Here is a 23,408-nt window from a genome sequence, read left to right as displayed (position 1 = left end):
TTTCATTTTGGGATTTTTTGATTTATTGATGTGAGCATTTAAATCAAGAAATCAGGAAATCCTCAAATTCCTAAATCTTATGACCATCTTCACAAAAATTATCAAGGGAGAAATTCCCAGTTACAAGATTGCCGAGAATGAGCATTTCTATGCTTTCCTGGATATCTTCCCGCTGGTAAAAGGCCATACCTTGATCGTGCCAAAAACAGAGACAGACAAATTCTTTGATGTATCAGATGAATTGATGAGGGAATGGCTGGTATTTGCCAAGCCTATTGCCCAGGCCATTGAAGCCGTGATCCCCTGTAATCGTGTAGGCGTGAGCGTAGTAGGGCTGGAGGTGCCGCATGCGCATATGCACCTGATCCCGATCAACTCGGCCGATGACATGAACTTTTCCCGCAGCAAATTGAAATTGTCTGTAGAAGAGTTTAAAGATATCCAGTCGTTAATTACAGCTAAACTACCAGCTTAACGACCGGGTACATTGAAGCGAAAGCCAACGCCATGGAGCGTTTCCAGCCTGATATGCGGATCTGACTTGAAGTGTTTCCGAAGTTTGGTGATGAATACGTCCATACTGCGGCCGAGGAAATAGTCATCTTTTCCCCATACATGGGAAAGGATATCTTCCCTTTTGAGGGTTTTATTGGGGTTGTTGCACAGATAGCGGAGCAACTCAGCCTCTTTCTGGGTGAGGGAGATGGATATTTCGCCGGTTTCGTTGTACAGGCGGAGATCTTCGTAGTCAAAAGTAAGTTTGCCGATGTGGAAAACATTGGAACGGTCTACGGAGCGGTCTGTAGTTTGATTGCGGGTGCGTTTCAGGAATACTTCAATACGCAGGATGAGTTCCTGCATACTGAAAGGTTTGCTGATATAATCATCAGCACCGGTTTGTAATCCGGCGATCCTGTCTTCTTTTTCGTTTTTGGAAGTAAGAAACAATATAGGGACGTGGTCATTCACTTCACGTATCTGTTGGGCCAGGGCTAATCCGTCTTTTTTGGGCATTACCACATCCAGCAGGCAAATATCAAATGGTCTCATTTGGAATTGCTCCCAGGCAGCCTGCCCGTCGGTACTGTGTACTACGTCGTAGCCTGATTCTTCCAATCTTTTCTTTGTTACGGCACCAATATACTGATCATCTTCCACCAATAGGATTCTTGCTTTCATATTTGCCTGATGCTGATTAAAATAAAAAAGCTCGTTGTACCAGTGCTGTACAACAAATGATGGTCATTTTTCATAGTGAAGCTATTTAGCAAGTACATCGCCCTGCGTAGCTGTTGTTTAATAGGATGAACAATTTTAACCAAAGTAACTACAATTTCCGAATTTATGAAATTACCTTTTGTCAGCGTACAATGCGTTCAGGGTGTTGTTGCAGGAATTTTTCCCATCCTTTTGATTTAGAGAGGCCTGAAAGCGGGTTGCTTTCCTGATAAAAATGGCAGACGGCTACGGCAAGGGCATCGGTAGCATCGTAATAGTCCGGACGTTCCTGCAATTGCAGGATACGTTTCAGCATCAGCCATACCTGCTCCTTATCGGCGTTACCATTACCTGTGACAGATTGTTTTACTTTTTTCGGGGAATATTCGCTAACCAACAACCCGGCCTGCATAGCGGTGGCTATTGCTACACCCTGTGCCCGCCCGAGTTTGAGCATACTCTGTACGTTCTTGCCGAAGAAGGGCGCTTCAATCGCACAACAGTCGGGCTTGTAGGTGTTGATCAGTTCATTTACGCGGGAGTGTATCAGTTGCAGCCGTTCGTAGTGATCTTTAAACCGGGATAATTTTATTACATCCATTTCGATCAGGCTGGCTTTTTTCCCTTCTGCGAGAATAAGCCCATAGCCCATTACAATGGTCCCAGGGTCAATGCCCAGAATTATTTTTGACTTGTTTGCCAACCACAGGTTATTTTTGCCAAAATCTTGATATCTGAACAAAAGTACCAAAATAATTCTCAATTACTTATTAGGGGCAGGGCTTTTTACATGGCTGGCATACTCTATTTACACGCAGCTGGTGCGTCGTGATAACCTGCAGGCATCCTTACAGCAGATGAAAGCATCGCTGCATGAGAAAGGCTGGGTGGCGTTATTGCTGGTACTTGTGCTCATGATATTCAACTGGGGGCTGGAAGCCCGCAAATGGCAAAAGCTGGTAAAGCCGCTGGAAGACGTTTCCTTTATCAGGGCCTTCGGCGCTATCCTGTCGGGCGTTTCACTGGCTATCAACACCCCGAATCGTATAGGCGAATACGGTGGCCGTATGCTCTACCTGAAGAACGGTAACAAGCTCAAATCGATCGCAGCCACGATCGTCGGGAGTTTCAGCCAGCTGATCGTAACTGTTATATTTGGGTTAATTGGCCTCATGTTCTATATGGTCAGGTTCGCACCAGCAACGGGAAGCAGCTACCTGGCCCCCACAATCTGGGGAAAAATACTGATCGGTGCGCTCGCCATTATTTGTGTGCTGATTATAATGTTATATTTTCGGTTGGAGATTATTCTGTCTGTATTCAAAAAGGTAAGATTCCTCCGGAAAGCCAGTGTTTTTGTACAGATCATCGGGAGATACTCCGCCGCCGATTTACGTTACCTGTTGCTGCTTTCAGCCCTCCGGTACGTGGTCTTCTCGGCACAGTATTTGATTTTGTTGGACGCACTGGGCATGGAGTTCTTATGGTGGCAGGCCTTCCTGCTCAACAGTATAATTTACCTGGTAATGGCCGTAGTACCCACTATTGCCATCGCAGAACTGGGAGTCCGTGGAAAGGTAAGTATCTATTTTCTCGGCTTGCTTAGTTCCAATACCGTAGCCATCGCAGCGGCCACTGGTGGAATATGGTTCATCAACCTGTTCCTGCCGGCAGTACTGGGAAGTGTGTTGCTGCTGGGCGTAAAAATTATTAAGGAAAAATAGCTTCCAGCAATGAGGTATCTTCTACTCATCATCTTAGGTTTATCCTGTATTGGCCCCGCTAAAGCGCAATCCGACTTTTGCTCTATCCGCAATACCAGCTTCAACACTGGCGAAAGCATTACCCTCAAAGTTTTCTATAACCTCGGTAAAATGTATGTGGGCGCAGGTGAAGCCACCTTCAACGTCGCACTCGAAAAATTCGCCAACCGCGATGTATATCATATCACCGGCGATGGCAAAACCTACCGCGCTTACGACTGGTTCTTCAAAGTGCGCGATAAATATGAAAGCTTTGTAGATACCGCCACCTTACAACCGCTCAAGTTCCTCCGCAATGTGAGCGAAGGCGGCTATAAGATCTATAACAACGTAGTGTTCAACCAGGCCGCACACCAGGCCATCAGCACCAATGGCACCTTCACCGTACCACCCTGCGTGCAAGACGTGATCAGCGCCATCTACTACGCCCGCAATATCGATTTCAACAAATACAAGGAAGGCGACAAGATACCTTTCGCCATGTTCCTCGACGATCAGGTCTATAACATCTACATCCGGTATATGGGCAAGGAAGAAGTGAATACCAAATTCGGAAAATTCCGCGCCATCAAATTCAAGCCCCTGCTCATTAAAGGCACTATCTTCGAAGGCGGGGAGAAGATGACCGTATGGGTGAGCGACGATGCCAACAAAGTACCACTGCGCATCGAAAGCCCTATCTCTGTCGGCAATATCATCGTGGATATGATCGGATACAACAACCTGCGATACCCTTTCAGCTCCCTGTTGGATAAAAAATAAACCTTTTTGCACGTATAGGTGTTACCGTTATACCGCTTCCAGCCATAGTTTTAACAATTCTTTTTCGCAATAAAGGCCGAATTTTGACGACCTTTTGTGCCACAGAAAAAACTTATATTTGTTATAATCAATCCTTTATGATCATGGAAGAACGTAAACCGAAAATATTACTGGCAGAGGATGATACCAACCTCGGGATGGTATTGAAGAATTACCTGGAGCTGAATGATTATGATGTGGAGCTGTGCCGCGACGGTATCCTCGCTTTGGCCGCCTTCCGCCGCGAGAAATTCGACATCTGCCTGCTGGACATCATGATGCCCAATATGGACGGATTTAAACTGGCAGAAGAGATACGGGATGTAGACCCCGATATTCCCCTGTTCTTCCTCTCCGCAAAAACCATGAAGGAAGATATTATCCAGGGATATAAACTGGGCGCAGATGATTATATCTCCAAACCATTCGACAGCGAACTGCTGCTGCTGAAAATAAAAGCGATCCTGAAACGCAACCAGGAGCTCAACAGCAAGGAAGAAGAAACGCATGAGTTCCAGATCGGGTCTTATGCCTTCAATTCCAGGCTGCGCACCCTCGCCCGCAATGGCGATACGCATACGCTGTCGCCCAAAGAAAATGAGCTGCTGCACATGCTCTGCGAACACAAGAACGACCTGCTTCCCCGTGAACTGGCACTGAAAAAAATATGGGGCAGCGATACTTATTTCAACGGCCGCAGCATGGACGTATATATCGCTAAACTACGCAAGTACCTGAAAGATGATAACAATATCGAAATCGTAAATATCCACGGAAATGGATTCAGGCTGGTAGTGAAGGATTAAACATTTGATTATTTGGTTATTTAGATATTTTGATAAAATGAAGACGCTCCTGAAATCTCAGGAGCGTCTTCATTTTATCAAAATATCTAAATAACCAAATATCAAAATAGTAAATTATTACCGCGGCTGTAGGGCGTTTTGCCCAGGTGGGTGTAGGCTTTTTCCGTTACTTCTCTTCCACGGGGCGTACGTTTGATAAAGCCTTCCTGTATCAGGAATGGTTCATATACTTCTTCGAGTGTGCCCGGCTCTTCTCCTACTGCGGTAGCGATGGTAGTGATACCTACCGGACCTCCTTTAAAGTTTTCGATGATGACCTGCAGGATACGGTTGTCCATTTCATCAAGGCCGTATTCATCTACGTTGAGCGCTTTCAGGCTGAACTCCGCAATGCCCAGATCGATGACGCCATTGCCCATCACCTGCGCAAAGTCGCGCACACGGCGCAGCAGTCCGTTAGCGATACGCGGCGTGCCCCTGGAACGCCGGGCGATTTCATTCGCAGCATCGGAGGTGATCTTGGTGCCTAACAGGCCCGCGGCGCGCCAGATGATCTGTTGCAAGGTAGCAGCAGAATAATATTCCAACCTCGATTTGATCCCAAAGCGCGACAGCAGCGGCGCGGTGAGCAGCCCTGAGCGCGTAGTGGCGCCTATCAGCGTGAACGGTTGCAGGTTGATCTGTATGGAACGCGCACTAGGCCCCGTGTCGATCATGATATCGATACGATAATCTTCCATGGCAGAATAAAGATATTCTTCTACCACAGTGCTCAGGCGGTGTATCTCATCGATGAATAGAACGTCTTTGTCTTCCAGGTTGGTGAGCAAACCGGCGAGGTCGCCGGGTTTTTCGATCACCGGTCCGGATGTTTCGCGGATGTTCACACCCAGCTCATTGGCTACAATGCGCGACAGCGTGGTTTTTCCGAGGCCGGGAGGGCCATGGAACAATACATGGTCGAGCGCTTCGCCCCGCATTTTGGCCGCCTTGATAAATATCTTCAGGTTCTCGATGATCTGTTCCTGCCCGGAGAAATCCATGATCTCCTTCGGCCGGATACTGTTCTCGAACTCCTTCTCGGCAGCACTGAGCCGGTTCTCGTCTGGTCTTAAATGCTGATTGGACATACTGCCCAAAAATACGCAAATAATCAGGGTATTTCTTCTCTCAGTTTATATGGATATATTTATACAAACATCCCCCCGCCATGACCAGAATCTTATCGCTATGCCTGCTGTTGTGCAGCTTTTCCGCTATATCACAAACTATTTTCAAAAAGGGCGATCAGTTCTTGTACCGCATTGAAAGCCATTATACGGCGCTCACATTCACACAGTCAGGAAAGGAAGAGCGCATTTTCCGCGTATACGTCACGGACGCTGATAAACAAGGCCATACCACCGGCCATGTTACTCTGGAAAACGCCTTGCAGCATATGGTGTTTACAGACTTTGACATCTATTACAACAGTAGTGAACCATCATCCTGGCAATTCAATTCCTCCGGCATGCTGGACGATTTTATCTTTCTGAAAATACCTTTACATTTTACGATCGTTCGTGATACTGCTTTGGGCTTTACACAAGGAGAAGCCATCCTGGCCGCCATGGGAAAGCGATGGGGGCTCAGTAATGAGATGACCGCGACCTTGCTGGCCAATTACCGCTCCGCACACCGCTCCATGTTGCCGCCGAAATTGTTTCAACCCGCGCCGGCAGAAGAAAAAGCCGGCTATACCTGGCAATACAACAATGGCCAATACCGCGTTACGGCCGTTACGCCGGATAGCGTGATGGTGGCCTGCGACCGGACGGAATCGACAGATACTTCCGCTACTTCGGAACATATTTCGTATGTGCTTTCCCGTTATAATCATGCTTTGCTGAGGGCAGACAGTAAGAAACAATTTTATCGCCACGGACAGCCCACCTTTGTGTTGTACGACTGTATCACACAGCTGGATCCCGCCACACCACTGCCTCTCGTGGATACTGCGCTCATTGCGGTAACTAGCAGGGCAAGTAGTTTCAGCCAGGCGCTCAAGGTAAATGGAGAATACGATTCCACGCGCATTGCGCAATATGCCGCTGAAAATGATCCCCGCTTCGGCAACAATGGCGCTTATCTCTTAGGGATAGCCCATGCCTGGCAACAGGCAAGGCATTACCAAGAATATAGTCAACTGCTCGATCGTGTGCCGGATTCATTGCTGAAAGGTCAGAACACTCATCTCTTCAATAAACTGCAAAATGTGTATGAACGCAATGCCGATACCGCCAGCAGGCTGGCAGGGATGCTTAAGGGCTCATCATTACACTCCTGGATACACGATTCGTTCTTCCAGGGCCTCCAGGCCCGCCAACCTGTTGCTGCCGAGCTATTGGAACGATTACACGCCTCAGCGGATAAAAACTTGCAGATGGAGATCGATCCTTTATACAGATGGTACACTGCAACCAATACAACGGATACGGCTACACTAAAAAAGCTGGCCGCCACCTTCGGCCAGGAAAAGACCGATGAAGTGCTTAAGGGTAAAGCGGGCCGCTATGCTATGCTGACGTATAGCCTCCTGCAGGATGCGGGGCTTCATACAGCTGCCGGCGCCCTGCTGGATCGTACCATCAACAGTTTGAAAGGCGCCATGGAAGATACCGCCACCAAAAGAGATGACAGGAACGTTAGCAGGTATTTGCTCTCGCATGCCTGGTATCTCAAATACAAAGCTGCCTTGCCGGCGAACAAGGAAGCCGCCATGGGCTACCTCGCCCATGCCGCAGAACTCACGCCGGCCAGCCCGAAAGACCGCGCGCATGGCAGCTCATACGATCAGGAGTTTTTAAACGGACAGGAAGACTACAGTCAGCTCTTTGCCTCGGAACTGTCGTCTATGGGGGAGAAGGAAGCAGCGATGAAAGTGATCTCGAAATCGCTGCAATTTGCGCCGGACCGCCTCGACAGTACCATCGCCCTGTTCAGGCGGCAATTTCCCGGCAGGTCGTTTACCGATTTTTTAAAAACGGTGGTGATCAAAAGCTGGGAAGCCGCGCCCGACTTTGATATCCCGAACCTGGACAAAGGCCGTCATAAATTATCAGACTACCGCGGCAAATGGCTGCTGCTCGATTTCTGGGGCAGCTGGTGCGGCCCGTGCAGGGCCGATCTGCCTCAATTGCAGCAAGTGGCAGATGATGCCATCAGCGGAAAACTGCCACGGACGGCGGTATTGGCGGTAGCCTGTCGTGAAGAATTGGCCATCTCCCGCAAGTTCCTCCAGCAACATCAATATCACCTGGTTTCCGGCTATTCCGATGGCCGCATGGAAAAGGATTATAAAGTAGCTGGTTATCCTACCAAAGTGTTAATTTCACCAGAAGGAAAAATGCTAACATTACAGTTCGGGAAAGATTACCGCTCCATCCTGGAAGCGTTCAACAACGCCTACTTTCAACCGGAGCAAGCGTCGTCGGCACTGACACCAAAAGAGAAAGACTAACCGCTTATATGAAGAAAACACTTGTACTACTGATGGCCGCCGGAAGTCTGGCGGTAAGCGCCTTTGCGCAAAATATCAAAGAGAAAGACGTGGCCCGCGTTATTGGCACATTGGCTGCCGATGATATGCAAGGCCGTAAGCCCGGTACGCCCGGCGCGGAGAAAGCAGCGAACTTTATTGCAGAAGAGTTCCGGAAGGCAGGCCTGCAGCCTATTCCCGGCGAACAGAGTTACCGGCAGGAGTTCAATAAATACAGCCTGCGGCAAAATAGCGTATCCTTCGAGATCAACGGCGTGAAGAAAGACTGGCCCGTGGCGGTTGTTGGCAAGGCCCGTAATATTGATTGGAAGCGGGATACCAGCGCTTATAAAGAATATCATGTAAAAGACCTGCGCACACTTTTTTCGCTGTTGAGGAAAACCAAATCGCTTGAGCATAATACATTGATATGGTTGTCTGAGTCGCTTCAACTATACATGGAACATATCCAGTCTTCTTTCTCTGAAAAATTTTATAATTCCACAGAAGAGATCGATAACCAGGAACCTGCTGAAACCCGCAAGAATATTGTGGTGGTGTTGGAGAAAGAACCGGTATCCGACAACGATACCTGGCAGGTGAATGTTAGCAGGAATGTGCATGTGATCTCATTTGCAAACATCGCTGGTATGATCAGGGGCAGCAGCAAACCAGAGGAGTATGTGATCTTTTCCGGTCACTATGATCATCTCGGCATATTGCCTGCCATGGCGGGCGACAGCATCGCCAACGGTGCAGACGATGATGCTTCCGGTACTACGGCGGTGATTATGCTGGCGCATTATTTCGGCAAGCAACACCCGGCTCGTTCTATTATCTTTGTAGCTTTCACGGCAGAAGAGACAGGCGGACAAGGCTCGGAGTATTTCTCCCGCAAGCTCGATCCGGCAAAGCTTACAGCGATGTTCAATATCGAAATGATTGGTAAGGAATCCAAATTCGGAAAGAACAATGCTTTCATCACCGGCTTCGATCTGTCTGATTTTGGCAAGATATTACAACGTAATCTTACCGGATCTTCCTTCCATTTCTATCCTGATCCTTATCCGGAGCAACATTTGTTCTATCGTTCGGATAACGCTACCCTGGCGCGTTTGGGAGTGCCGGCGCATACCATTTCCACTACACAGATTGATAAAGATAAATTCTATCATACTGTTGGAGATGAGATCAATACCCTGGATATGACGAATATTGCAGACATCATCAAGGCGATTGCGGTGAGTGCAGGTACGATTATAAATGGCACGGATACGCCTACACGAATCAAGCCTCTAACCGAGTAAAACCCGCATCATATAAAGATCCGGTTGAGCTAACTCAACCGGATCTTTTCTTTTTAATTTAATCTCTCATTGCTATTTTTTACAGATTTCTTATTTATTTTTACTTCTGAGCGAATACCCATTTCGTCATTTAAAACCATATCATAATGAAGACCAGAATCCTCCACTTATTCGGAGCAATGGGCGTGGCATCTACAATGCTGTACTCATGTACCACCTCCGACATGGCCAAGCCAGACCAGGCGCCCATGGATGAGAAGAACGCAGCCAGTGTCAACTATGAACTCGCAGCGACGAACACTACTTCCTCTCTGAGCCCTGATGCATCAGGCCGTTTGGCTGTGATCACAGGTAATGAAGCAATGGCTAAATCTACTTCCGGCCGTTTCGACATCACCTGGGACACTGCAGTAGCACGTTTGAAAGAAATTCGTTTCGATGCCAAAAGAGGCAAAGACCAAGTTGAATTCAAACTTACTACTGATCGTTATGTTGACCTGCTGACTTTACCCGGAAAAATTGGTGCCATCAAAATTCCTGTGGGAACCTACCAGTTTGTAAAGGTATTTGTGAAAGTACAAGGCGACAAGAAAGACCCGGCTGTATTCCTGAAAGGACGCCTTACCTGGGATGGTAAAAAGATCCCGGTAGAAGTAAAACTGAGTGGCGTTATTGAATTGAAAGCTATGGGCAAAGATGTTGTTGTTACTGACAGCAGCACTGTTTGGCATGGCAAGCTCAAACTCTCTATGGACCTGGTGTTGAGCAAACTGCAAGTGGGCGATTTCACTGGCTCCTTCCAGGATGGAAAGCTCCAGATCAATGTTGACGTGAACAGCGGATTACACGACAAAGTAGTGAAAGAGCTGGAAGACGACAATTGCCTGTCTGTTGACCACGAACATGATTGATTTTAGTATTTGATTATTTGATCATTTAGATATTTAGGGTCAAGGAAGATCTTCCTTGACCCTAAATATCTAAATGATCAAATAATCAAATAACCAAATTACATTGTTAACTCCGCGTATACTGAAAAATGATCTGAAGCATATCTTCCTCCCCAGGTTTCAGAGATCGTTGCATGCTTTAATACATTGAATTTTCCTTTCAGGAAGATATAATCGATCGGTTTATTTTCTTCTTCCGCCATGTGCCATCCGTTGAAAGTGCCGGTGGGGCCGAAGTGTGGCGTTTTGCTGACCGCCTTGCTATCGGTGAGATGTAATGGATCTTTGCTATCCATTACTATTTGTATCGGCTCATCATCAGGTGTGGCGTTGAAATCGCCGGTGATGATGGCGGGTGTTTTACCCGCGATGTGATGCACCTGTTTCAGCAGGAGATGCGCGCTTTCCCGGCGGGCCACCTTGCCCCTGTGATCGAAGTGCGTATTGAAGTGATAGAAAGCCTTGCCGGTTTTTTTATCCTTGAACTGCGCCCATGTTACCACACGGTTGCAGGCGGCGTCCCAGCCTCTGCTGCCCGCCACGGTGGGCGTTTCCGACAGCCAGAAGGTATTGCTTTGCAGCAATTGCAGGCGGGTGGTATCATAGAAGATAGCAGAAAATTCACCATCGTTTTTTCCATCGTCCCGGCCTGCGCCTACGGACTTATATTGTGGCAACAGCTGCCGGAGGTCTTGCATCTGTTCATAGAGCGCTTCCTGCACACCCAGTATGCTGGCCTGGTAGAACAGGGCGGTAGCGGCTACTTTGTCTTTGCGGTAAGGCCATGCATTGAGGCTGTCGTCGGGTGTGTTCATGCGGATGTTAAAGGTGATCACGTGCAGTGGCGCCTGTGCAAAAGCGGCGCTGAGCAGTAAACAGCAAAGAGCTGTGAGTACTGTTTTTCTCATGTCGGTATCTGTTTAGCGGGTAAAAATAATAAGCGTCACCGACAATCGCCAGGGAGATATATAGTGTTGATGATTTGATCACAAGAGATCAGCGGGCATTGGCATTCATCTGAAGGATGAGATCCGGGTCGGGACAGTTTTGCAGGTATTTTTCTTTTTCGCTGTAGCGGCATACGCCGGGGTAATCACCCCGGAAATGTTGCATATCTTCTATTACCTGGAAATGCAGGTGTGGCGGCCATCCGCCGTTTTCGCCGGGCGCGCCGAAATGAGCCAGTAGCTGGCCGGCGGTAACGGGCATATTTTCGTATAGCCCCTGGAGGTTAGAGATGCTCAGGTGTCCGTACAAAGTATGGAAAGTGTGTCCGTCGAGTTTATGTTGCACAATGATGGTAGCGCCATAATCACCGAAATGATCATTATACCGGAAACTGTGGATATGGCCATTTAGCGGCGCAAAAACGGGCGTTCCGATGGCGCCCCATACATCGATGCCGAGGTGCAGCCTGCGGGGCTCTTCACCGGCGTCAAAATGCGGCGTAATAGAATAGATGGTGCGGTGTTCAGCATAGCCGCCAATGCCTAGCCGGCAATGATGCGCCAGCAAGGTACGGTCGATGTATTTGCAGAATTTCGTGATATCGGTAAGGATGCTATCATTCAGCGAGCGGTTATTACTGGTGAAATCCATGACAAGCAAACGCTCTTCCGGGTTATTGAGGGCAATCACCGGCTGGAATGTGGACTGATACTTCTTTAAAACGTCCCTTAACATAGTGTATGGCCCGTATCGGGGCTGTTAAATATAATAATTATTTTGCGTATAATAAATAAAAAAGCCGGGAGGCGCTAAATAATAAAAAGCCCCTGAAGCAAGGCGCTTCAAGGGCTTTTGCTATAATTATATTTTTCGTTTATATCACCACGTTGATCATCCTGCCTTTAACAATGATCACCTTTTTAGGCGCTTTTCCTTCGAGCCATTTTTGTACTACTTCGCTGGCCAGTACTTCTTTTTCGATGGCGCCGTTATCGGCATCCAGCGCAAAGCCCATTTCAGTGCGGGTTTTACCGTTGATAGCGATCGGGTAGTTGAAGGCGCTCTCCCGGGTATATTCTTCGTTGTATACAGGATACAGCGCGTTCAGGATGCTCTCATTGTGCCCGATCAGTTGCCACAGCTCTTCGCAGAGGTGTGGCGCGTAAGGGGTGAGCAGTATCAGCAAAGGCTCCAGGATATTGCGTTTGCTGCATTTCATGGTAGCCAGTTCGTTTACGCAGATCATGAAAGAGCTCACCGCGGTATTGTAAGAGAAGGAGTTGGTATTGTGATCGATCTTGTGGATCGTTTTGTGTAAAACCTTCAGCTCTTCCGGGGTAGGGGCATCGTCTTTAACGATGATACCTTTCTGCTCATCCACGAAGAGGCGCCACAGCTTTTTCAGGAAACGGTGTACGCCCTCGATGCCTTTGGTATCCCAGGGTTTCGACTGCTCTACCGGCCCGAGGAACATCTCGTACATACGGAAAGTGTCTGCGCCGTATTTTTCCACGAGGTCGTTCGGGTTAACGGTATTGAATAAACGCTTGCTCATTTTTTCGAGCAGCACGCCACAGATATATTTACCATCTTCGAGGATGAAGGTAGCATCTGCAAAGTCGGCCTTCCATTTTTTAAATGCTTCCAGGTCCAGCTCTACACCGTCAACGATATTCACATCTACGTGCAGCTCGTCGGTTTCGTACTGGTCTTTCAGGCCATGGGAAACGAATTGCTGCGTGCCGCGGATACGGTATACGAGCCGGGAACTGCCGCCGATCATGCCCTGGTTGATCAGGGATTTGAAAGGCTCATCAAAGCCGATGTAGCCGAGGTCGAACAGCGCTTTGGTCCACATGCGGGAATAGAGCAGGTGGCCTACGGCGTGTTCGGTGCCGCCTACGTATACATCTACCTGGTTCCAGTAGTCGGTGGCTTTACGGCTGGCAAATTCGTGGGTATTGTGCGGGTCGGCATAGCGCAGGAAATACCAGGAGCTGCCGGCGTAACCGGGCATGGTATTGGTTTCGCGCTTGATGCCGGGAGCGACGTTCACCCAGTCGGTGATGTTGGCGAGGGGGCCTTCGCCTTCTTCGCCGGGTTTATAGTTTTCCACATGGGGCAGTTCCAGCGGGAGGTCTTTTTCATCCATCGCATAAGGAACGCCGTTTTTATAGACGATCGGGAAAGGCTCGCCCCAGTAGCGTTGGCGGCTGAAGCCTGCGTCGCGCATTTTATAGTTGATCTGGCGTTTGCCGATGCCCATTTCTTCCACTTTGTTGATCACGGCATCCATGGCGGGTTTCATGTCCATGCCATTGAGGAAGCCGCTGTTTTGCAGTTGGGCATCTTTGGTAGGATTGGCTTCCTGGCCGTTGAAGGCATCACCGATGATGTTGGTGATGGGGATGCCGAAATGCTGTGCGAAGCTAAAGTCGCGCTGGTCGCCGCATGGCACGGCCATGATGGCGCCGGTGCCATAGCCGGCGAGCACGTATTCTGCTGTCCACACCGGAATCTCGCGGCCATCGAAGGGATTGATGGCATAGGCGCCGGTGAAGCAGCCCGTGATCTGTTTTACATCGGCCATACGTTCGCGCTCAGAGCGGCTTTGCACGTATTCGAGGTATTTTTCTATATCGGCTTTTTGTTCTGGTGTGGTGATCTGTTGTACCAGGTCGTGTTCCGGTGCGATCACCATGAAGTCCACGCCGAAGATGGTATCGGGGCGGGTGGTGTATACGTTGAGATGCAGGTTACTGCCTTTCAGCGCGAAGCTGATTTCGGCGCCCTGGCTCTTGCCGATCCAGTTGCGTTGCATCTCTTTCATGGCTTCGCTGAACTGCACGGTTTCCAGGCCTTCCAGCAGGCGGTTGGCGTATTCGGTGATACGCAGGAACCACTGCCGCATTTTCTTTTTGATCACGGGATAGCCGCCGCGTTCACTTACGCCGTTCACTACTTCATCGTTGGCGAGTACGGTGCCGAGGGCGGGGCACCAGTTCACTTCTGCATAGGCCAGGTAAGCCAGGCGGTACTGCATGAGGATGTCGCGCTGTTCCGTTTCCGTATAGCCTTTCCAGTCAGTTGCGGTAAAGCGGATGGAGCGGTCGCCGGGGCAGATATGATCTTTGTTACCATCTTTTTCGAAGATGGCTACCAGGGTGTTGATGGAGGCTGCTTTCTTCTCCGCACGGTTGTACCAGCTTTCGAACAATTGGAGGAATATCCATTGTGTCCATTTGTAGTAAGATGGATCGCTGGTGTTCACCTGCCGCTCCCAGTCGAAGCAGAAGCCGATATTATCAAGTTGCTGGCGGAATGCCTTGATATTTTGCTCCGTTGTAATGGCTGGATGCTGGCCTGTTTCCAGGGCATATTGTTCTGCCGGCAGGCCAAAGGCGTCATAGCCCATGGTATGCAGCACGTTAAAGCCTTTGAGCCTTTTATAACGGGCATAAATATCTGTGGCGATATATCCCAGCGGATGGCCTACGTGCAGGCCCGCGCCGGAGGGGTAGGGGAACATATCGAGCACATAACATTTAGGTTTGCTGCTGTCATTGCTCACGCGGTATGCGTGGGATGCTACCCATTGTTCCTGCCACTTTTTTTCGATTGCCCTGAAATTGTATTCCATATCTGTTGTAGATGGGCTGTAATCCGGGAGATGACAACAATACATCTTCCCTTTACAGCGTTATCAGTAAAATTTTTAAAATCTGTTGAATGCCGGATCAGCAAAATAATGTTAAAATCATTAATACAGCAAGGTCGAACCCCGACATCTTTTTATATTGCCGTCTTGTTCACCGGGTCCTGTCATCAGGATCAGGCGGCAAAATTAAACACATAACTACTAATTTTTATTATTTTCGCCGATAAACTACAGATTAATGGCGCAATCGGGAAGATCATCAGCAAAGAAGTCCAAACCATCCTACCTGTACTCTATCATCGGGGTGGCACTGGTACTGTTTTTATTGGGTACCCTCGGACTGGTGGTAATTCATGCAAATAAGCTGAGCAGATATTTCAAGGAGAGCATAGAGATCCAGGTGATATTGAGAGATAATGTGAAAGAGAGCCAGGCCACGGCCTTGCGCGATTCTGTTGCCCGGAAGCCTTATATCAAATCCATTGAATACGTATCCAAGGATATGGCGGCGCAGCGCTTTAAAAAGGAGTTTGGGGAAGATTTCATCAACCTGCTCCAATATAATCCGCTTTACGCCAGTATCAACATAAAGGCGAATGCCAACTATGTGAATGCTGACAGTCTCAAGATCATTGAGAATAACCTCACCCAGCAGAGCATTGTAAGGGAAATATCCTATCAACGCACGCTGGTGAGCAAGCTGGATGAGAATGTGCGCCGCATTGGTATGATCATCCTGATCATCAGCGGCCTGCTGGCGCTGGTAGTGATCTTCCTGATCGACAATACCATCCGCCTGGCCATGTTCAGCAACCGCTTCCTGATCAAAACCATGCAGATGGTAGGCGCTACCCGCTGGTTCATTGCCAAGCCCTTCGATCTGCGCAGTATCATCAACGGCGCCATCAGCGCTGTGGTGGCTATTGCCGGCCTGCTGGGCATCCTCTCATTTGCCGATAATGTGCTGCCTGAACTGAACGGCATGCGCGATAATCTCATGATAGGCCTGCTTTTCCTGGGCATGATCGTGATCGGTATCGCCATCTCCCTGTTCAGCACGCACCGCTCGGTGATGAAATACCTGCGCCTGAAACTCGATGATCTTTATTAATTTGAAATCTATAACTGAAGATAATTACACACTATGGCTAAAACAACTGTAAAACCTGCTGCGGCGAAAACTACTCCTGCTGCCGATGCACCGGTAACTGACAGCCGCCCTATTTTTCCGAAAGAAAATTACAAGATCATGGTGGCCGGCCTCGTTGTAGTGGCAATAGGCTTCCTGCTGATGATGGGTGGCGCCAGCAACGATCCCAAGGTGTTTAAACCGGAAGAAGTGTATAGCTTCCGCCGTATCACCCTCGCACCGATCGTGATCGTATTCGGCCTGCTGGTAGAAGTATACGCGATCATGCGCCGTCCGAAAACCAACGCATAACATGCTGAATGTTCCGTAAATACTTATAGCGATGAACTACCGTCATCGCTTTTTTTTTCACTTAACCATACTTTTTTCATGACTTTTCTTCAGGCTATCATCATTGCCATCGTTGAGGGACTAACTGAATTTCTGCCCATCTCATCCACCGGGCATATGATCATCGTGAGCTCTTTGTTAGGTATCAGCAAAGATGAATTTACCAAACTGTTCGAAGTATGTATCCAGCTGGGCGCCATTCTCGCCGTAGTGGTACTGTATTGGAAAAAATTCTTTGTGTTCGACAAGAACCGCCTGAGTTTCTATATTAAACTGATCGTAGCGGTGGTGCCTGCGCTGATCATCGGCTACCTGTTCAGCGACAAGATCGATAAACTGCTGGAAAGCCCGCTCACCGTGGGTATCACGCTGCTGCTGGGAGGTATCATCCTTTTGTTTGTAGACAGCTGGTTCCAATCGCCCACCATTGATTCCGATGAAAAGATCAGCATCTTCAATGCGCTCCGTATCGGCTTTTATCAATGTATTGCCATGATCCCGGGTGTAAGCCGCAGTGCTGCTTCCATCATCGGTGGTATGCAACAAAAGCTCACCCGCAATGAAGCCGCCGAATTTTCTTTCTTCCTGGCTGTACCTACCATGGCTGCCGCTACGGGTTACAAACTGCTCAAAGGAAGAGAACTGCTTTTTGCCCACCACGAAAACCTGAAACTCTTGCTGGTAGGTAACCTTGTGGCATTCATCGTAGCCATGCTGGCCATCAGGTTCTTTATCGGCGCCTTGAAGAAATATGGTTTTAAAATGTGGGGCTATTACCGCATTGTAGTGGGGATTGTGATCATTGCCGCGATATTGATGGGGTATCAATTAGAGGTCTGAACCAGGATTAAACGGATTTATAAGATTAATAAGATTTTACGGGGAGATTTTCTGGAAGATTATTTTAATCTTCCAGAAAATCTCCCCGTAAAATCTTATTAATCTTATAAATCCGTTTAATCCTGGTTAGCCCTTCACTGCCAGCAGCAGTTCCAGGTCAGTATATTTCAATTTGAATTTTTCACTCAGGTGGTAATTGGTGAGCGCACCTTTATACAGGTAGATGCCATTACGTACGCCACGCTTGATCCATACGAGGTTCTCGAAACCGCCGTCGTCAGCGGCTTCTATGAGCAGCGGCATCAGTACGTTGCTGATGGCTTCTGAAGCGGTACGGGCAAAGCCGGATGGTATGTTGGGCACACAATAGTGCACTACGTCGTACTTTTTGAATACCGGGTTTTCGTGGCTGGTGATCTCGGAGGTTTCAAAACAGCCGCCTCGGTCGATGCTCACATCTACGATCACAGAGCCGGCTTTCATATTACTCACCATCGATTCTGTCACTACAATTGGCGTACGGCCGCTTTGTGATGACAGCGCGCCTACGGCCACGTCGGCATTACGCAGTTGTTCGGCCAGTACTTTGGGTTGTATAACGGAGGTGAATACACGAACGCCGATATTGTTCTGCAGGCGTTTCAGTTTATAGATATTGTTGTCAAATACCTTTACAGATGCGCCCAGCGCCATGGCGGTGCGGGCGGCAAATTCCCCTACGATGCCTGCGCCGATGATCACCACTTTGGTGGGAGGGATACCGGTGATGCCTCCCAGCAGGATGCCCTTACCTTTGTTGCCATTGCTCAGGTATTGCCCGGCAATGAGCATTACGGCGCCGCCGGCGATCTCGCTCATAGCGCGCACGATAGGGTAGGTACCAGCATCATCTTTGAGGTTTTCAAAAGAGAGGAGCGTGATACGTTTGTCCATCATCTTCTGCACCTGTTGTGCCTTGAGGGCGGCCAGGTGGATGGGGGAGATGATGATCTGGTGCGGGTGCAGCATCTCTATCTCTTCATCAGTGAGGGGGGCGGATTTCACGATGATCTCCGCTTTGAACACTTCTTTCTTGTCGTAAACGATTTCCGCACCGGCTTCGGAATAGTCGGTGTCGTAGTAATGGGAGCCATCGCCGGCTTTATGTTCCACTACGATATGATGTCCGTGGGCAGCCAAAATGCTTACTGCATCGGGTGTCAGGGCAATACGGTTTTCCTGGAAGGATACCTCTTTCGGGATACCAATGTATAAGCGGGAGTTTTTTTGCGGTATATCCAGCGTCTCTTCCAGCGGTGAATAAGTAAAGCCGGCACTCACTACAGGTTTTTGCCTTTGCTCCATAACGGTCTGTGTTGTGTTTAATTGGTCCTTTTCAAAGATACATTATTTGTCAGTTGCGGCGACCTCGCGCAGCATCCTTTTTTGGTCGGGAAGCACGCTCAGTTGCAGGTGTACGGTACCCGGCGGGAGGATAGGCGCTATCACCTGCGGCCATTCTATGAAGCTGATGGCATCCTGGTACAGCGTGTCTTCCACGCCTGCGGTAATCGCCTCTTCCTCATCCCGCAAGCGGTAAAGATCGAGATGATAGATCCGGCGCGACAGGCCCGCTGCATCTGTATAAGCATATTCATTGATGATGGAGAACGTAGGACTGGCAGTGGCATCTTTCACACCTGCCGCAGCGCACAACGCTTTGATCAGTGTGGTTTTGCCCGCACCCATAGGGCCTTCCAGGGTAAATATTTGTTTGTCCTGATAATGTTTCCAGAAATCAAGCGCAGTTTCCGGTAGTTGGTCCAACGTAAACGTCCAATGCATTTACAAATTTAAGGATTTTCGGATTTTCGAATTTTTTGATTTAAAGAGGATGGATATATTTAGATTAATTTAAATATTTATATAGCAAATAAATCCGTAAATCCTCAAATTCGTAAATCCGTAAATCCGTAAATCCGTAAATCCCTAAATTCTCCCATCCCAAAATGCCTCGGGGTTGCATTAATATTTTACCCCATTAATCATGCGCTGGGTACCTTTGTATCAAGATGACACCAATCAGTTGCAAGGTAGAAGGAATGCATTGCACCAATTGTGCAGCGAGCGTTTCCAGGTACCTGGAGAAAAAAGGAATGCAGGATGTAAATGTGAGCTTCGCCACAGAAGAGGTGAGCTTCAGCCTGCCTGCAGGCGCCGATTCAAAGGAGGTGCTGGAAGGGATCAACCAGCTGGGATATCGTGTGGTATTGCCCGACCAGGCGCCACAAAAAGTATCTCCCTTCTCTACCCTTACCTTTAAATTCTTCTTCTGCCTCGTTTTTACCCTGCCCTTGTTACTCCATATGTGGGTAAACTGGCCATGGCTGCATCATCCATGGGTACAGCTCTCCTTGTCGCTACCCGTATTCATCACAGGGATGTGGCACTTCGGCCGCAGCGCCTTCCGCTCCTTGGTTAACCGCATGGCCAATATGGACGTGCTGGTGAGCATCGGCGCTACCGCCGCTTTCGTTTACAGCTTCGTAGGCACCGTGATCTATGGCAACACCGATTACATGTTCTATGAAACCACAGCCGCCATCATCACCCTGGTATTGCTGGGCAACCTGCTGGAAGAACGTTCCGTGAAACAGACCACCACGGCCATTTCCGAGCTGGCGCAGCTGCAGGTAACCACCGCCCGCCTTATCAATACCGATCATGGCCATGAGCATATTCATGAAGTAGATAACCGCAGCCTCCGCCCCGGCGATTGCGTGCTCGTTAATACCGGCGACAAGATCCCCATGGATGGCACTATCTACTGGGGTAGCGGCCATGTAAACGAATCCATGATCACCGGCGAAAGCGCTCCCGTAGGTAAACAGGAAAAAGATAAAGTGATCGGCGGCACCATCCTCGAAGATGGCAGCATCAAAGTATATATTACCGCTACCGGCAAAGACACCGTACTGTCGTATATCATCGAACTGGTAAAACAGGCGCAGAACGATAAACCCCCGATGCAAAAGCTGGCAGACCGTATCAGCGCCATCTTTGTACCACTGGTGCTCAGCATCGCAGCGCTTACTTTCCTCGGATGGTACTTCATTGGCCATACTACACTGGGCACCGCCATGATGCGGAGTATAGCCGTTCTCGTTATATCCTGCCCCTGCGCCATGGGACTGGCTACGCCGGCCGCCGTAATGGTAGGCCTGGGCCGCGCCGCGCGCAATGGCATCCTTATCAAAGGCGGTCACACGCTGGAAATGTTCAAAAATATCCGGCAGATCGTATTTGATAAAACAGGTACGCTCACCACCGGTAAATTGCAGATGGGCGATTTTCATATGGAAGAGATGAGCGAAGTGGAGTTTAAACAGATCGTGTATAGTCTCGAAAAATATTCTTCCCATCCCATCGCCAGATCGATCGCCGGCATCTGGAAAAACGCCGGAGAAGTGCCGCTGCAGCAGGTCCGCGAGCACAAAGGCTTAGGTATGCGCGCGGTAGATAAAGCGGGCAACGAATGGCAACTCGGCTCGTACCGCATGGCCGCAGGCCTCACAACCGATGACAGCCATCATCTTTACCTGATCAAAAACGGCCGGCTTGCAGGCTGGATCAACTTCACTGACGAAGTGCGTCCCGAAGCTGCGACCGTTATCAAACAACTACAACACATGGGCATCCGCCCGGTGCTGCTCAGCGGCGATACCACCCGCAAGTGCCAGGAACTGGCTCAGCAACTGGGCATCGCCGAAGTATATGCGGAACAATCTCCCGAACAGAAACTGCAAAAGATCGACGAACTGATGAAAACCGCGCCCACCGCCATGGTTGGCGATGGCATCAACGACGCGCCCGCACTGTCGAAAGCAACTATCGGCATCTCGCTCAGCGATGCTACACAGGTAGCGATGCAGAGCGCCAATGTGGTGCTGCTCAACAATCATCTCGGTGCATTACCACTCGCGATGGGACTGGGCAAACATACCTATCTTACCATCAAACAAAATCTCTTCTGGGCATTTATCTATAACGTAGTGGCCATTCCTGTAGCGGCATTGGGATATCTCAATCCTGTTATCGGCGCCGGCGTGATGGGTATTTCAGATGTTATACTGGCGGTAAATTCTATAAGATTACGTTATAAGCGCGTGAGTTAACAGCAGTTATTGGTAAATTGCAATCTTACCAATGACCATTATCACTTTGGGCACACCTGTCGCCATACTGAAGCAATATTGGGGATACGACCAGTTCAGACCTTTACAGGAAGATATTGTAAATGCTGTACTGGCGGGCCGCGACACGCTCGCATTACTACCTACCGGCGGTGGTAAATCCATTTGCTTTCAGGTGCCAGCCATGATGAAACCCGGGCTCTGCCTGGTGATCACACCACTCATCGCCCTCATGAAAGACCAGGTGGCCAATCTCAAGAAACGGGGTATCACCGCCTATTCCATCTATTCCGGCATGCATTACAAAGAAGTAGAAAAGGCCATGGAAGCGGCTCGCCGCGGACGTTGCAAGTTTCTCTATGTATCGCCGGAAAGGTTACAGAGTAAATTATTTCAGACCTATTGCGATGGTCTCCCCGTGAACTTGATCGCGGTAGACGAAGCGCATTGTATCTCCCAATGGGGATATGATTTCCGGCCTGCTTATCTGCAGATCGCAGAGATACGCGGCTTCTTCCCCGGCACGCCGGTGCTGGCGCTCACGGCATCTGCCACTCCTAAAGTGCAGGCAGATATCTGTGATAAACTGCTGATGCAGGACCCGCAGATTTTTACGAAAAGCTTTGCCCGCGCCAATCTCTCCTATAGCGTACTGGAAGAAACCACCAAGATCGATAAGATCAAACATATCCTCGACCGTGTTCCCGGCAGCGCTATCATCTATTGCCGCAACCGCAAGCGCACCAAAGAGATCGCCTCGCTGTTGCAGTTGCAGGGTATCCCTGCCAGCCACTATCATGCGGGCCTGCCGCAGGCGGAGCGCGCCTCCCGGCAGGAAGCCTGGATCAACAACGATACCCGTGTAATGGTATGTACCAATGCTTTCGGCATGGGCATCGATAAACCCGATGTGCGTATCGTGCTGCACTATGACATGCCCGATGGCCCCGAAGCCTATTATCAGGAAGCCGGCCGTGCCGGCAGAGACGAACAGAAAGCCTATGCCGTACTGCTCTATAATGAAGAGGAACTAACGGACATGCACACACGCATTGCCCTGCAATTCCCCTCACTCGAGCAGATCCGGGAAGTATACCAATGTATCGTCAACTATTTGCAAGTGCCTGTGGGCAGCGCAGAGGGCGTGTACTTCGATTTTGATATCAACGACTTCGCCCGCACCTTCCAGCTCAACCTCACGATCGCCTACAGCGCCATTCGCCTGCTGGAACAGGAAGGATTGCTGCAACTGAGCGAAAGTGTGCTGCTGCCATCCCGTGCGGAATTTGTGACCAACAAGGATGCGCTGTATGAATTTGAAAGCGCGGTCCCTTCTCTCGTAGAAATTATTCAAACATTGCTCCGTACCTATGAAGGCATCTTCGATCATGCGGTGCCCATCTATGAAAGACAGATCGGGCGCATTATGTTGATGGAAGATGACGATATCGCGGCGCAACTGCAACAGTTACATCAATACGGCATCATACATTACTATCCCCGCCGTGATGAGCCACAGCTCTGCTTTTTACAGGAACGTGTATCAGCTGCCAACCTGCGCATCAATATGGCGCGGGTAGAGATCAGAAAGAAGGCTTACACCGAAAGACTGGAAGCCATGTTTGCCTATGCCCGCAATGGCCATACCTGCCGCACACAGCAGCTCACGGCCTATTTCGGGGAGAAGGATACGCCCGCCTGCGGTGTATGCGATGCCTGTCTGCGGAAAAAAGCGGTTCCACTGGATGCCGCTGCTTTTAAACGTATATCCGATCACGTTATATCGCTGTTGAACGGCACATCTTTACCCTATAAAGACCTACAGGCAAAAATGACGGATGTACGTACAAACGACCTGCTGGAAGTATTGCAGTATATGGAAGAGGAGGGATTGATAAAAAGAGACGAGACGGGAAAACTAAGCCCCGCAAGGAGCGGGGCTTAAAAG

At 49.2% G+C, this 23,408-nt stretch carries 20 protein-coding genes; 12 read left to right on the top strand and 8 right to left on the bottom strand.

Annotation, left to right across the window (positions count from 1 at the left end; translation table 11 throughout):
- Positions 1–79 precede the first annotated feature (79 nt).
- Positions 80–475, top strand: a complete 396-nt coding sequence (locus FPG75_RS24640; RefSeq protein ID WP_143310708.1) for an HIT family protein — start codon at positions 80–82, stop codon at positions 473–475.
- On the opposite strand, the gene FPG75_RS24635 is transcribed toward FPG75_RS24640, so the two are convergent.
- Both FPG75_RS24635 and ruvC read right to left on the bottom strand, forming a co-directional pair.
- Complete coding sequence (locus FPG75_RS24635) at positions 472–1,179, bottom strand: response regulator transcription factor (protein ID WP_143310707.1); 708 nt, start codon at positions 1,177–1,179, stop codon at positions 472–474. The genes FPG75_RS24640 and FPG75_RS24635 overlap by 4 nt on opposite strands.
- 181 nt (positions 1,180–1,360) lie before the next feature.
- Positions 1,361–1,921, bottom strand: coding sequence for a crossover junction endodeoxyribonuclease RuvC (gene ruvC, locus FPG75_RS24630; protein ID WP_201748007.1), 561 nt, complete (start codon positions 1,919–1,921; stop codon positions 1,361–1,363).
- 31 nt (positions 1,922–1,952) lie between these two features.
- Between ruvC and FPG75_RS24625 the strand changes: the two genes are divergently transcribed.
- From FPG75_RS24625 to FPG75_RS24615, 3 genes are all read left to right on the top strand, one after another.
- Positions 1,953–2,942, top strand: a complete 990-nt coding sequence (locus tag FPG75_RS24625; protein ID WP_143310705.1) for a lysylphosphatidylglycerol synthase domain-containing protein — start codon at positions 1,953–1,955, stop codon at positions 2,940–2,942.
- A 9-nt stretch (positions 2,943–2,951) separates the two neighbouring features.
- The gene (locus tag FPG75_RS24620; RefSeq protein ID WP_143310704.1) at positions 2,952–3,743 is read left to right on the top strand and encodes a DUF3108 domain-containing protein; all 792 of its coding nucleotides are present in this window, start codon (positions 2,952–2,954) and stop codon (positions 3,741–3,743) included.
- 143 nt (positions 3,744–3,886) lie between these two features.
- On the top strand, positions 3,887–4,588 hold the full coding sequence (locus FPG75_RS24615; protein WP_143310703.1) for a response regulator transcription factor: 702 nt from the start codon (positions 3,887–3,889) through the stop codon (positions 4,586–4,588).
- A 101-nt stretch (positions 4,589–4,689) separates the two neighbouring features.
- Here the strand turns inward: FPG75_RS24615 and ruvB are convergent, their stop codons facing one another.
- Positions 4,690–5,718 (bottom strand): Holliday junction branch migration DNA helicase RuvB, encoded by a 1,029-nt coding sequence (ruvB, locus tag FPG75_RS24610; RefSeq protein ID WP_143310702.1) that lies wholly within the window; start codon positions 5,716–5,718, stop codon positions 4,690–4,692.
- A gap of 80 nt (positions 5,719–5,798) precedes the next feature.
- Between ruvB and FPG75_RS24605 the strand changes: the two genes are divergently transcribed.
- The 3 genes from FPG75_RS24605 (at position 5,799) to FPG75_RS24595 (ending at position 10,323) form a co-directional block, all read left to right on the top strand.
- Positions 5,799–8,087, top strand: a complete 2,289-nt coding sequence (locus FPG75_RS24605) for a TlpA family protein disulfide reductase (protein ID WP_143310701.1) — start codon at positions 5,799–5,801, stop codon at positions 8,085–8,087.
- An 8-nt stretch (positions 8,088–8,095) separates the two neighbouring features.
- A complete protein-coding gene (locus FPG75_RS24600) occupies positions 8,096–9,412 on the top strand; it encodes a M28 family metallopeptidase (protein WP_143310700.1) in 1,317 nt (438 codons plus the stop codon).
- A 146-nt stretch (positions 9,413–9,558) separates the two neighbouring features.
- Entirely contained in the window at positions 9,559–10,323 is a 765-nt protein-coding gene (locus tag FPG75_RS24595; protein ID WP_143310699.1) for a hypothetical protein, read from the top strand.
- Between the two features lie 98 nt (positions 10,324–10,421).
- Here FPG75_RS24595 and FPG75_RS24590 read toward each other — a convergent pair whose 3' ends face one another.
- The 3 genes from FPG75_RS24590 to leuS form a co-directional block, all read right to left on the bottom strand.
- The gene (locus FPG75_RS24590; protein ID WP_143310698.1) at positions 10,422–11,270 is read right to left on the bottom strand and encodes an endonuclease/exonuclease/phosphatase family protein; all 849 of its coding nucleotides are present in this window, start codon (positions 11,268–11,270) and stop codon (positions 10,422–10,424) included.
- 88 nt (positions 11,271–11,358) lie between these two features.
- On the bottom strand, positions 11,359–12,045 hold the full coding sequence (locus FPG75_RS24585; protein ID WP_143310697.1) for a peptidoglycan DD-metalloendopeptidase family protein: 687 nt from the start codon (positions 12,043–12,045) through the stop codon (positions 11,359–11,361).
- A 139-nt stretch (positions 12,046–12,184) separates the two neighbouring features.
- The gene (leuS, locus tag FPG75_RS24580) at positions 12,185–14,950 is read right to left on the bottom strand and encodes a leucine--tRNA ligase (protein ID WP_143310696.1); all 2,766 of its coding nucleotides are present in this window, start codon (positions 14,948–14,950) and stop codon (positions 12,185–12,187) included.
- A gap of 256 nt (positions 14,951–15,206) precedes the next feature.
- Here leuS and FPG75_RS24575 point away from each other — a divergent pair, with 256 nt between their 5' ends.
- The 3 genes from FPG75_RS24575 (at position 15,207) to FPG75_RS24565 (ending at position 17,288) form a co-directional block, all read left to right on the top strand.
- Positions 15,207–16,079 carry a cell division protein FtsX gene (locus FPG75_RS24575; RefSeq protein ID WP_143310695.1) on the top strand — a complete coding sequence of 291 codons (873 nt, stop codon included), beginning with the start codon at positions 15,207–15,209 and terminating at the stop codon, positions 16,077–16,079.
- A 33-nt stretch (positions 16,080–16,112) separates the two neighbouring features.
- Positions 16,113–16,409, top strand: coding sequence for a DUF3098 domain-containing protein (locus FPG75_RS24570; protein ID WP_143310694.1), 297 nt, complete (start codon positions 16,113–16,115; stop codon positions 16,407–16,409).
- A 78-nt stretch (positions 16,410–16,487) separates the two neighbouring features.
- Positions 16,488–17,288: an undecaprenyl-diphosphate phosphatase gene (locus FPG75_RS24565; protein ID WP_143310693.1), complete on the top strand. Its 801-nt coding sequence runs from the start codon at positions 16,488–16,490 to the stop codon at positions 17,286–17,288.
- 126 nt (positions 17,289–17,414) lie between these two features.
- On the opposite strand, the gene FPG75_RS24560 is transcribed toward FPG75_RS24565, so the two are convergent.
- Positions 17,415–18,632 (bottom strand): alanine dehydrogenase, encoded by a 1,218-nt coding sequence (locus FPG75_RS24560; protein WP_143310692.1) that lies wholly within the window; start codon positions 18,630–18,632, stop codon positions 17,415–17,417.
- A gap of 42 nt (positions 18,633–18,674) precedes the next feature.
- Complete coding sequence (gene tsaE, locus FPG75_RS24555; RefSeq protein ID WP_143310691.1) at positions 18,675–19,112, bottom strand: tRNA (adenosine(37)-N6)-threonylcarbamoyltransferase complex ATPase subunit type 1 TsaE; 438 nt, start codon at positions 19,110–19,112, stop codon at positions 18,675–18,677.
- A 227-nt stretch (positions 19,113–19,339) separates the two neighbouring features.
- On the opposite strand from tsaE, the gene FPG75_RS24550 reads away from it, so the two are divergent.
- Both FPG75_RS24550 and FPG75_RS24545 read left to right on the top strand, forming a co-directional pair.
- Positions 19,340–21,442, top strand: coding sequence for a heavy metal translocating P-type ATPase (locus FPG75_RS24550; RefSeq protein WP_143310690.1), 2,103 nt, complete (start codon positions 19,340–19,342; stop codon positions 21,440–21,442).
- A 31-nt stretch (positions 21,443–21,473) separates the two neighbouring features.
- A complete protein-coding gene (locus tag FPG75_RS24545) occupies positions 21,474–23,405 on the top strand; it encodes a RecQ family ATP-dependent DNA helicase (protein WP_143310689.1) in 1,932 nt (643 codons plus the stop codon).
- Positions 23,406–23,408: the final 3 nt, after the last annotated feature.

Source organism: Chitinophaga vietnamensis (genome assembly GCF_902167635.1).
Classification (GTDB): domain Bacteria; phylum Bacteroidota; class Bacteroidia; order Chitinophagales; family Chitinophagaceae; genus Chitinophaga; species Chitinophaga vietnamensis.
The sequence above is the reverse complement of the archived record's forward strand: the minus strand, read 5'-3'. Positions and strand labels throughout refer to the sequence as shown.

Coding starts and splice junctions, on each gene's coding strand:
- FPG75_RS24595 (WP_143310699.1), top strand. CDS start 9,559: ATGAAGACCAGAATCCTCCACTTATTCGGAGCAATGGGCGTGGCATCT.
- FPG75_RS24635 (WP_143310707.1), bottom strand. CDS start 1,179: ATGAAAGCAAGAATCCTATTGGTGGAAGATGATCAGTATATTGGTGCC.
- FPG75_RS24600 (WP_143310700.1), top strand. CDS start 8,096: ATGAAGAAAACACTTGTACTACTGATGGCCGCCGGAAGTCTGGCGGTA.
- FPG75_RS24560 (WP_143310692.1), bottom strand. CDS start 18,632: ATGGAGCAAAGGCAAAAACCTGTAGTGAGTGCCGGCTTTACTTATTCA.
- FPG75_RS24575 (WP_143310695.1), top strand. CDS start 15,207: ATGGCGCAATCGGGAAGATCATCAGCAAAGAAGTCCAAACCATCCTAC.
- ruvB (WP_143310702.1), bottom strand. CDS start 5,718: ATGTCCAATCAGCATTTAAGACCAGACGAGAACCGGCTCAGTGCTGCC.
- FPG75_RS24585 (WP_143310697.1), bottom strand. CDS start 12,045: ATGTTAAGGGACGTTTTAAAGAAGTATCAGTCCACATTCCAGCCGGTG.
- tsaE (WP_143310691.1), bottom strand. CDS start 19,112: ATGCATTGGACGTTTACGTTGGACCAACTACCGGAAACTGCGCTTGAT.
- FPG75_RS24605 (WP_143310701.1), top strand. CDS start 5,799: ATGACCAGAATCTTATCGCTATGCCTGCTGTTGTGCAGCTTTTCCGCT.
- FPG75_RS24615 (WP_143310703.1), top strand. CDS start 3,887: ATGGAAGAACGTAAACCGAAAATATTACTGGCAGAGGATGATACCAAC.
- FPG75_RS24640 (WP_143310708.1), top strand. CDS start 80: ATGACCATCTTCACAAAAATTATCAAGGGAGAAATTCCCAGTTACAAG.
- FPG75_RS24565 (WP_143310693.1), top strand. CDS start 16,488: ATGACTTTTCTTCAGGCTATCATCATTGCCATCGTTGAGGGACTAACT.
- FPG75_RS24570 (WP_143310694.1), top strand. CDS start 16,113: ATGGCTAAAACAACTGTAAAACCTGCTGCGGCGAAAACTACTCCTGCT.
- FPG75_RS24590 (WP_143310698.1), bottom strand. CDS start 11,270: ATGAGAAAAACAGTACTCACAGCTCTTTGCTGTTTACTGCTCAGCGCC.
- FPG75_RS24545 (WP_143310689.1), top strand. CDS start 21,474: ATGACCATTATCACTTTGGGCACACCTGTCGCCATACTGAAGCAATAT.
- FPG75_RS24620 (WP_143310704.1), top strand. CDS start 2,952: ATGAGGTATCTTCTACTCATCATCTTAGGTTTATCCTGTATTGGCCCC.
- leuS (WP_143310696.1), bottom strand. CDS start 14,950: ATGGAATACAATTTCAGGGCAATCGAAAAAAAGTGGCAGGAACAATGG.
- FPG75_RS24550 (WP_143310690.1), top strand. CDS start 19,340: ATGACACCAATCAGTTGCAAGGTAGAAGGAATGCATTGCACCAATTGT.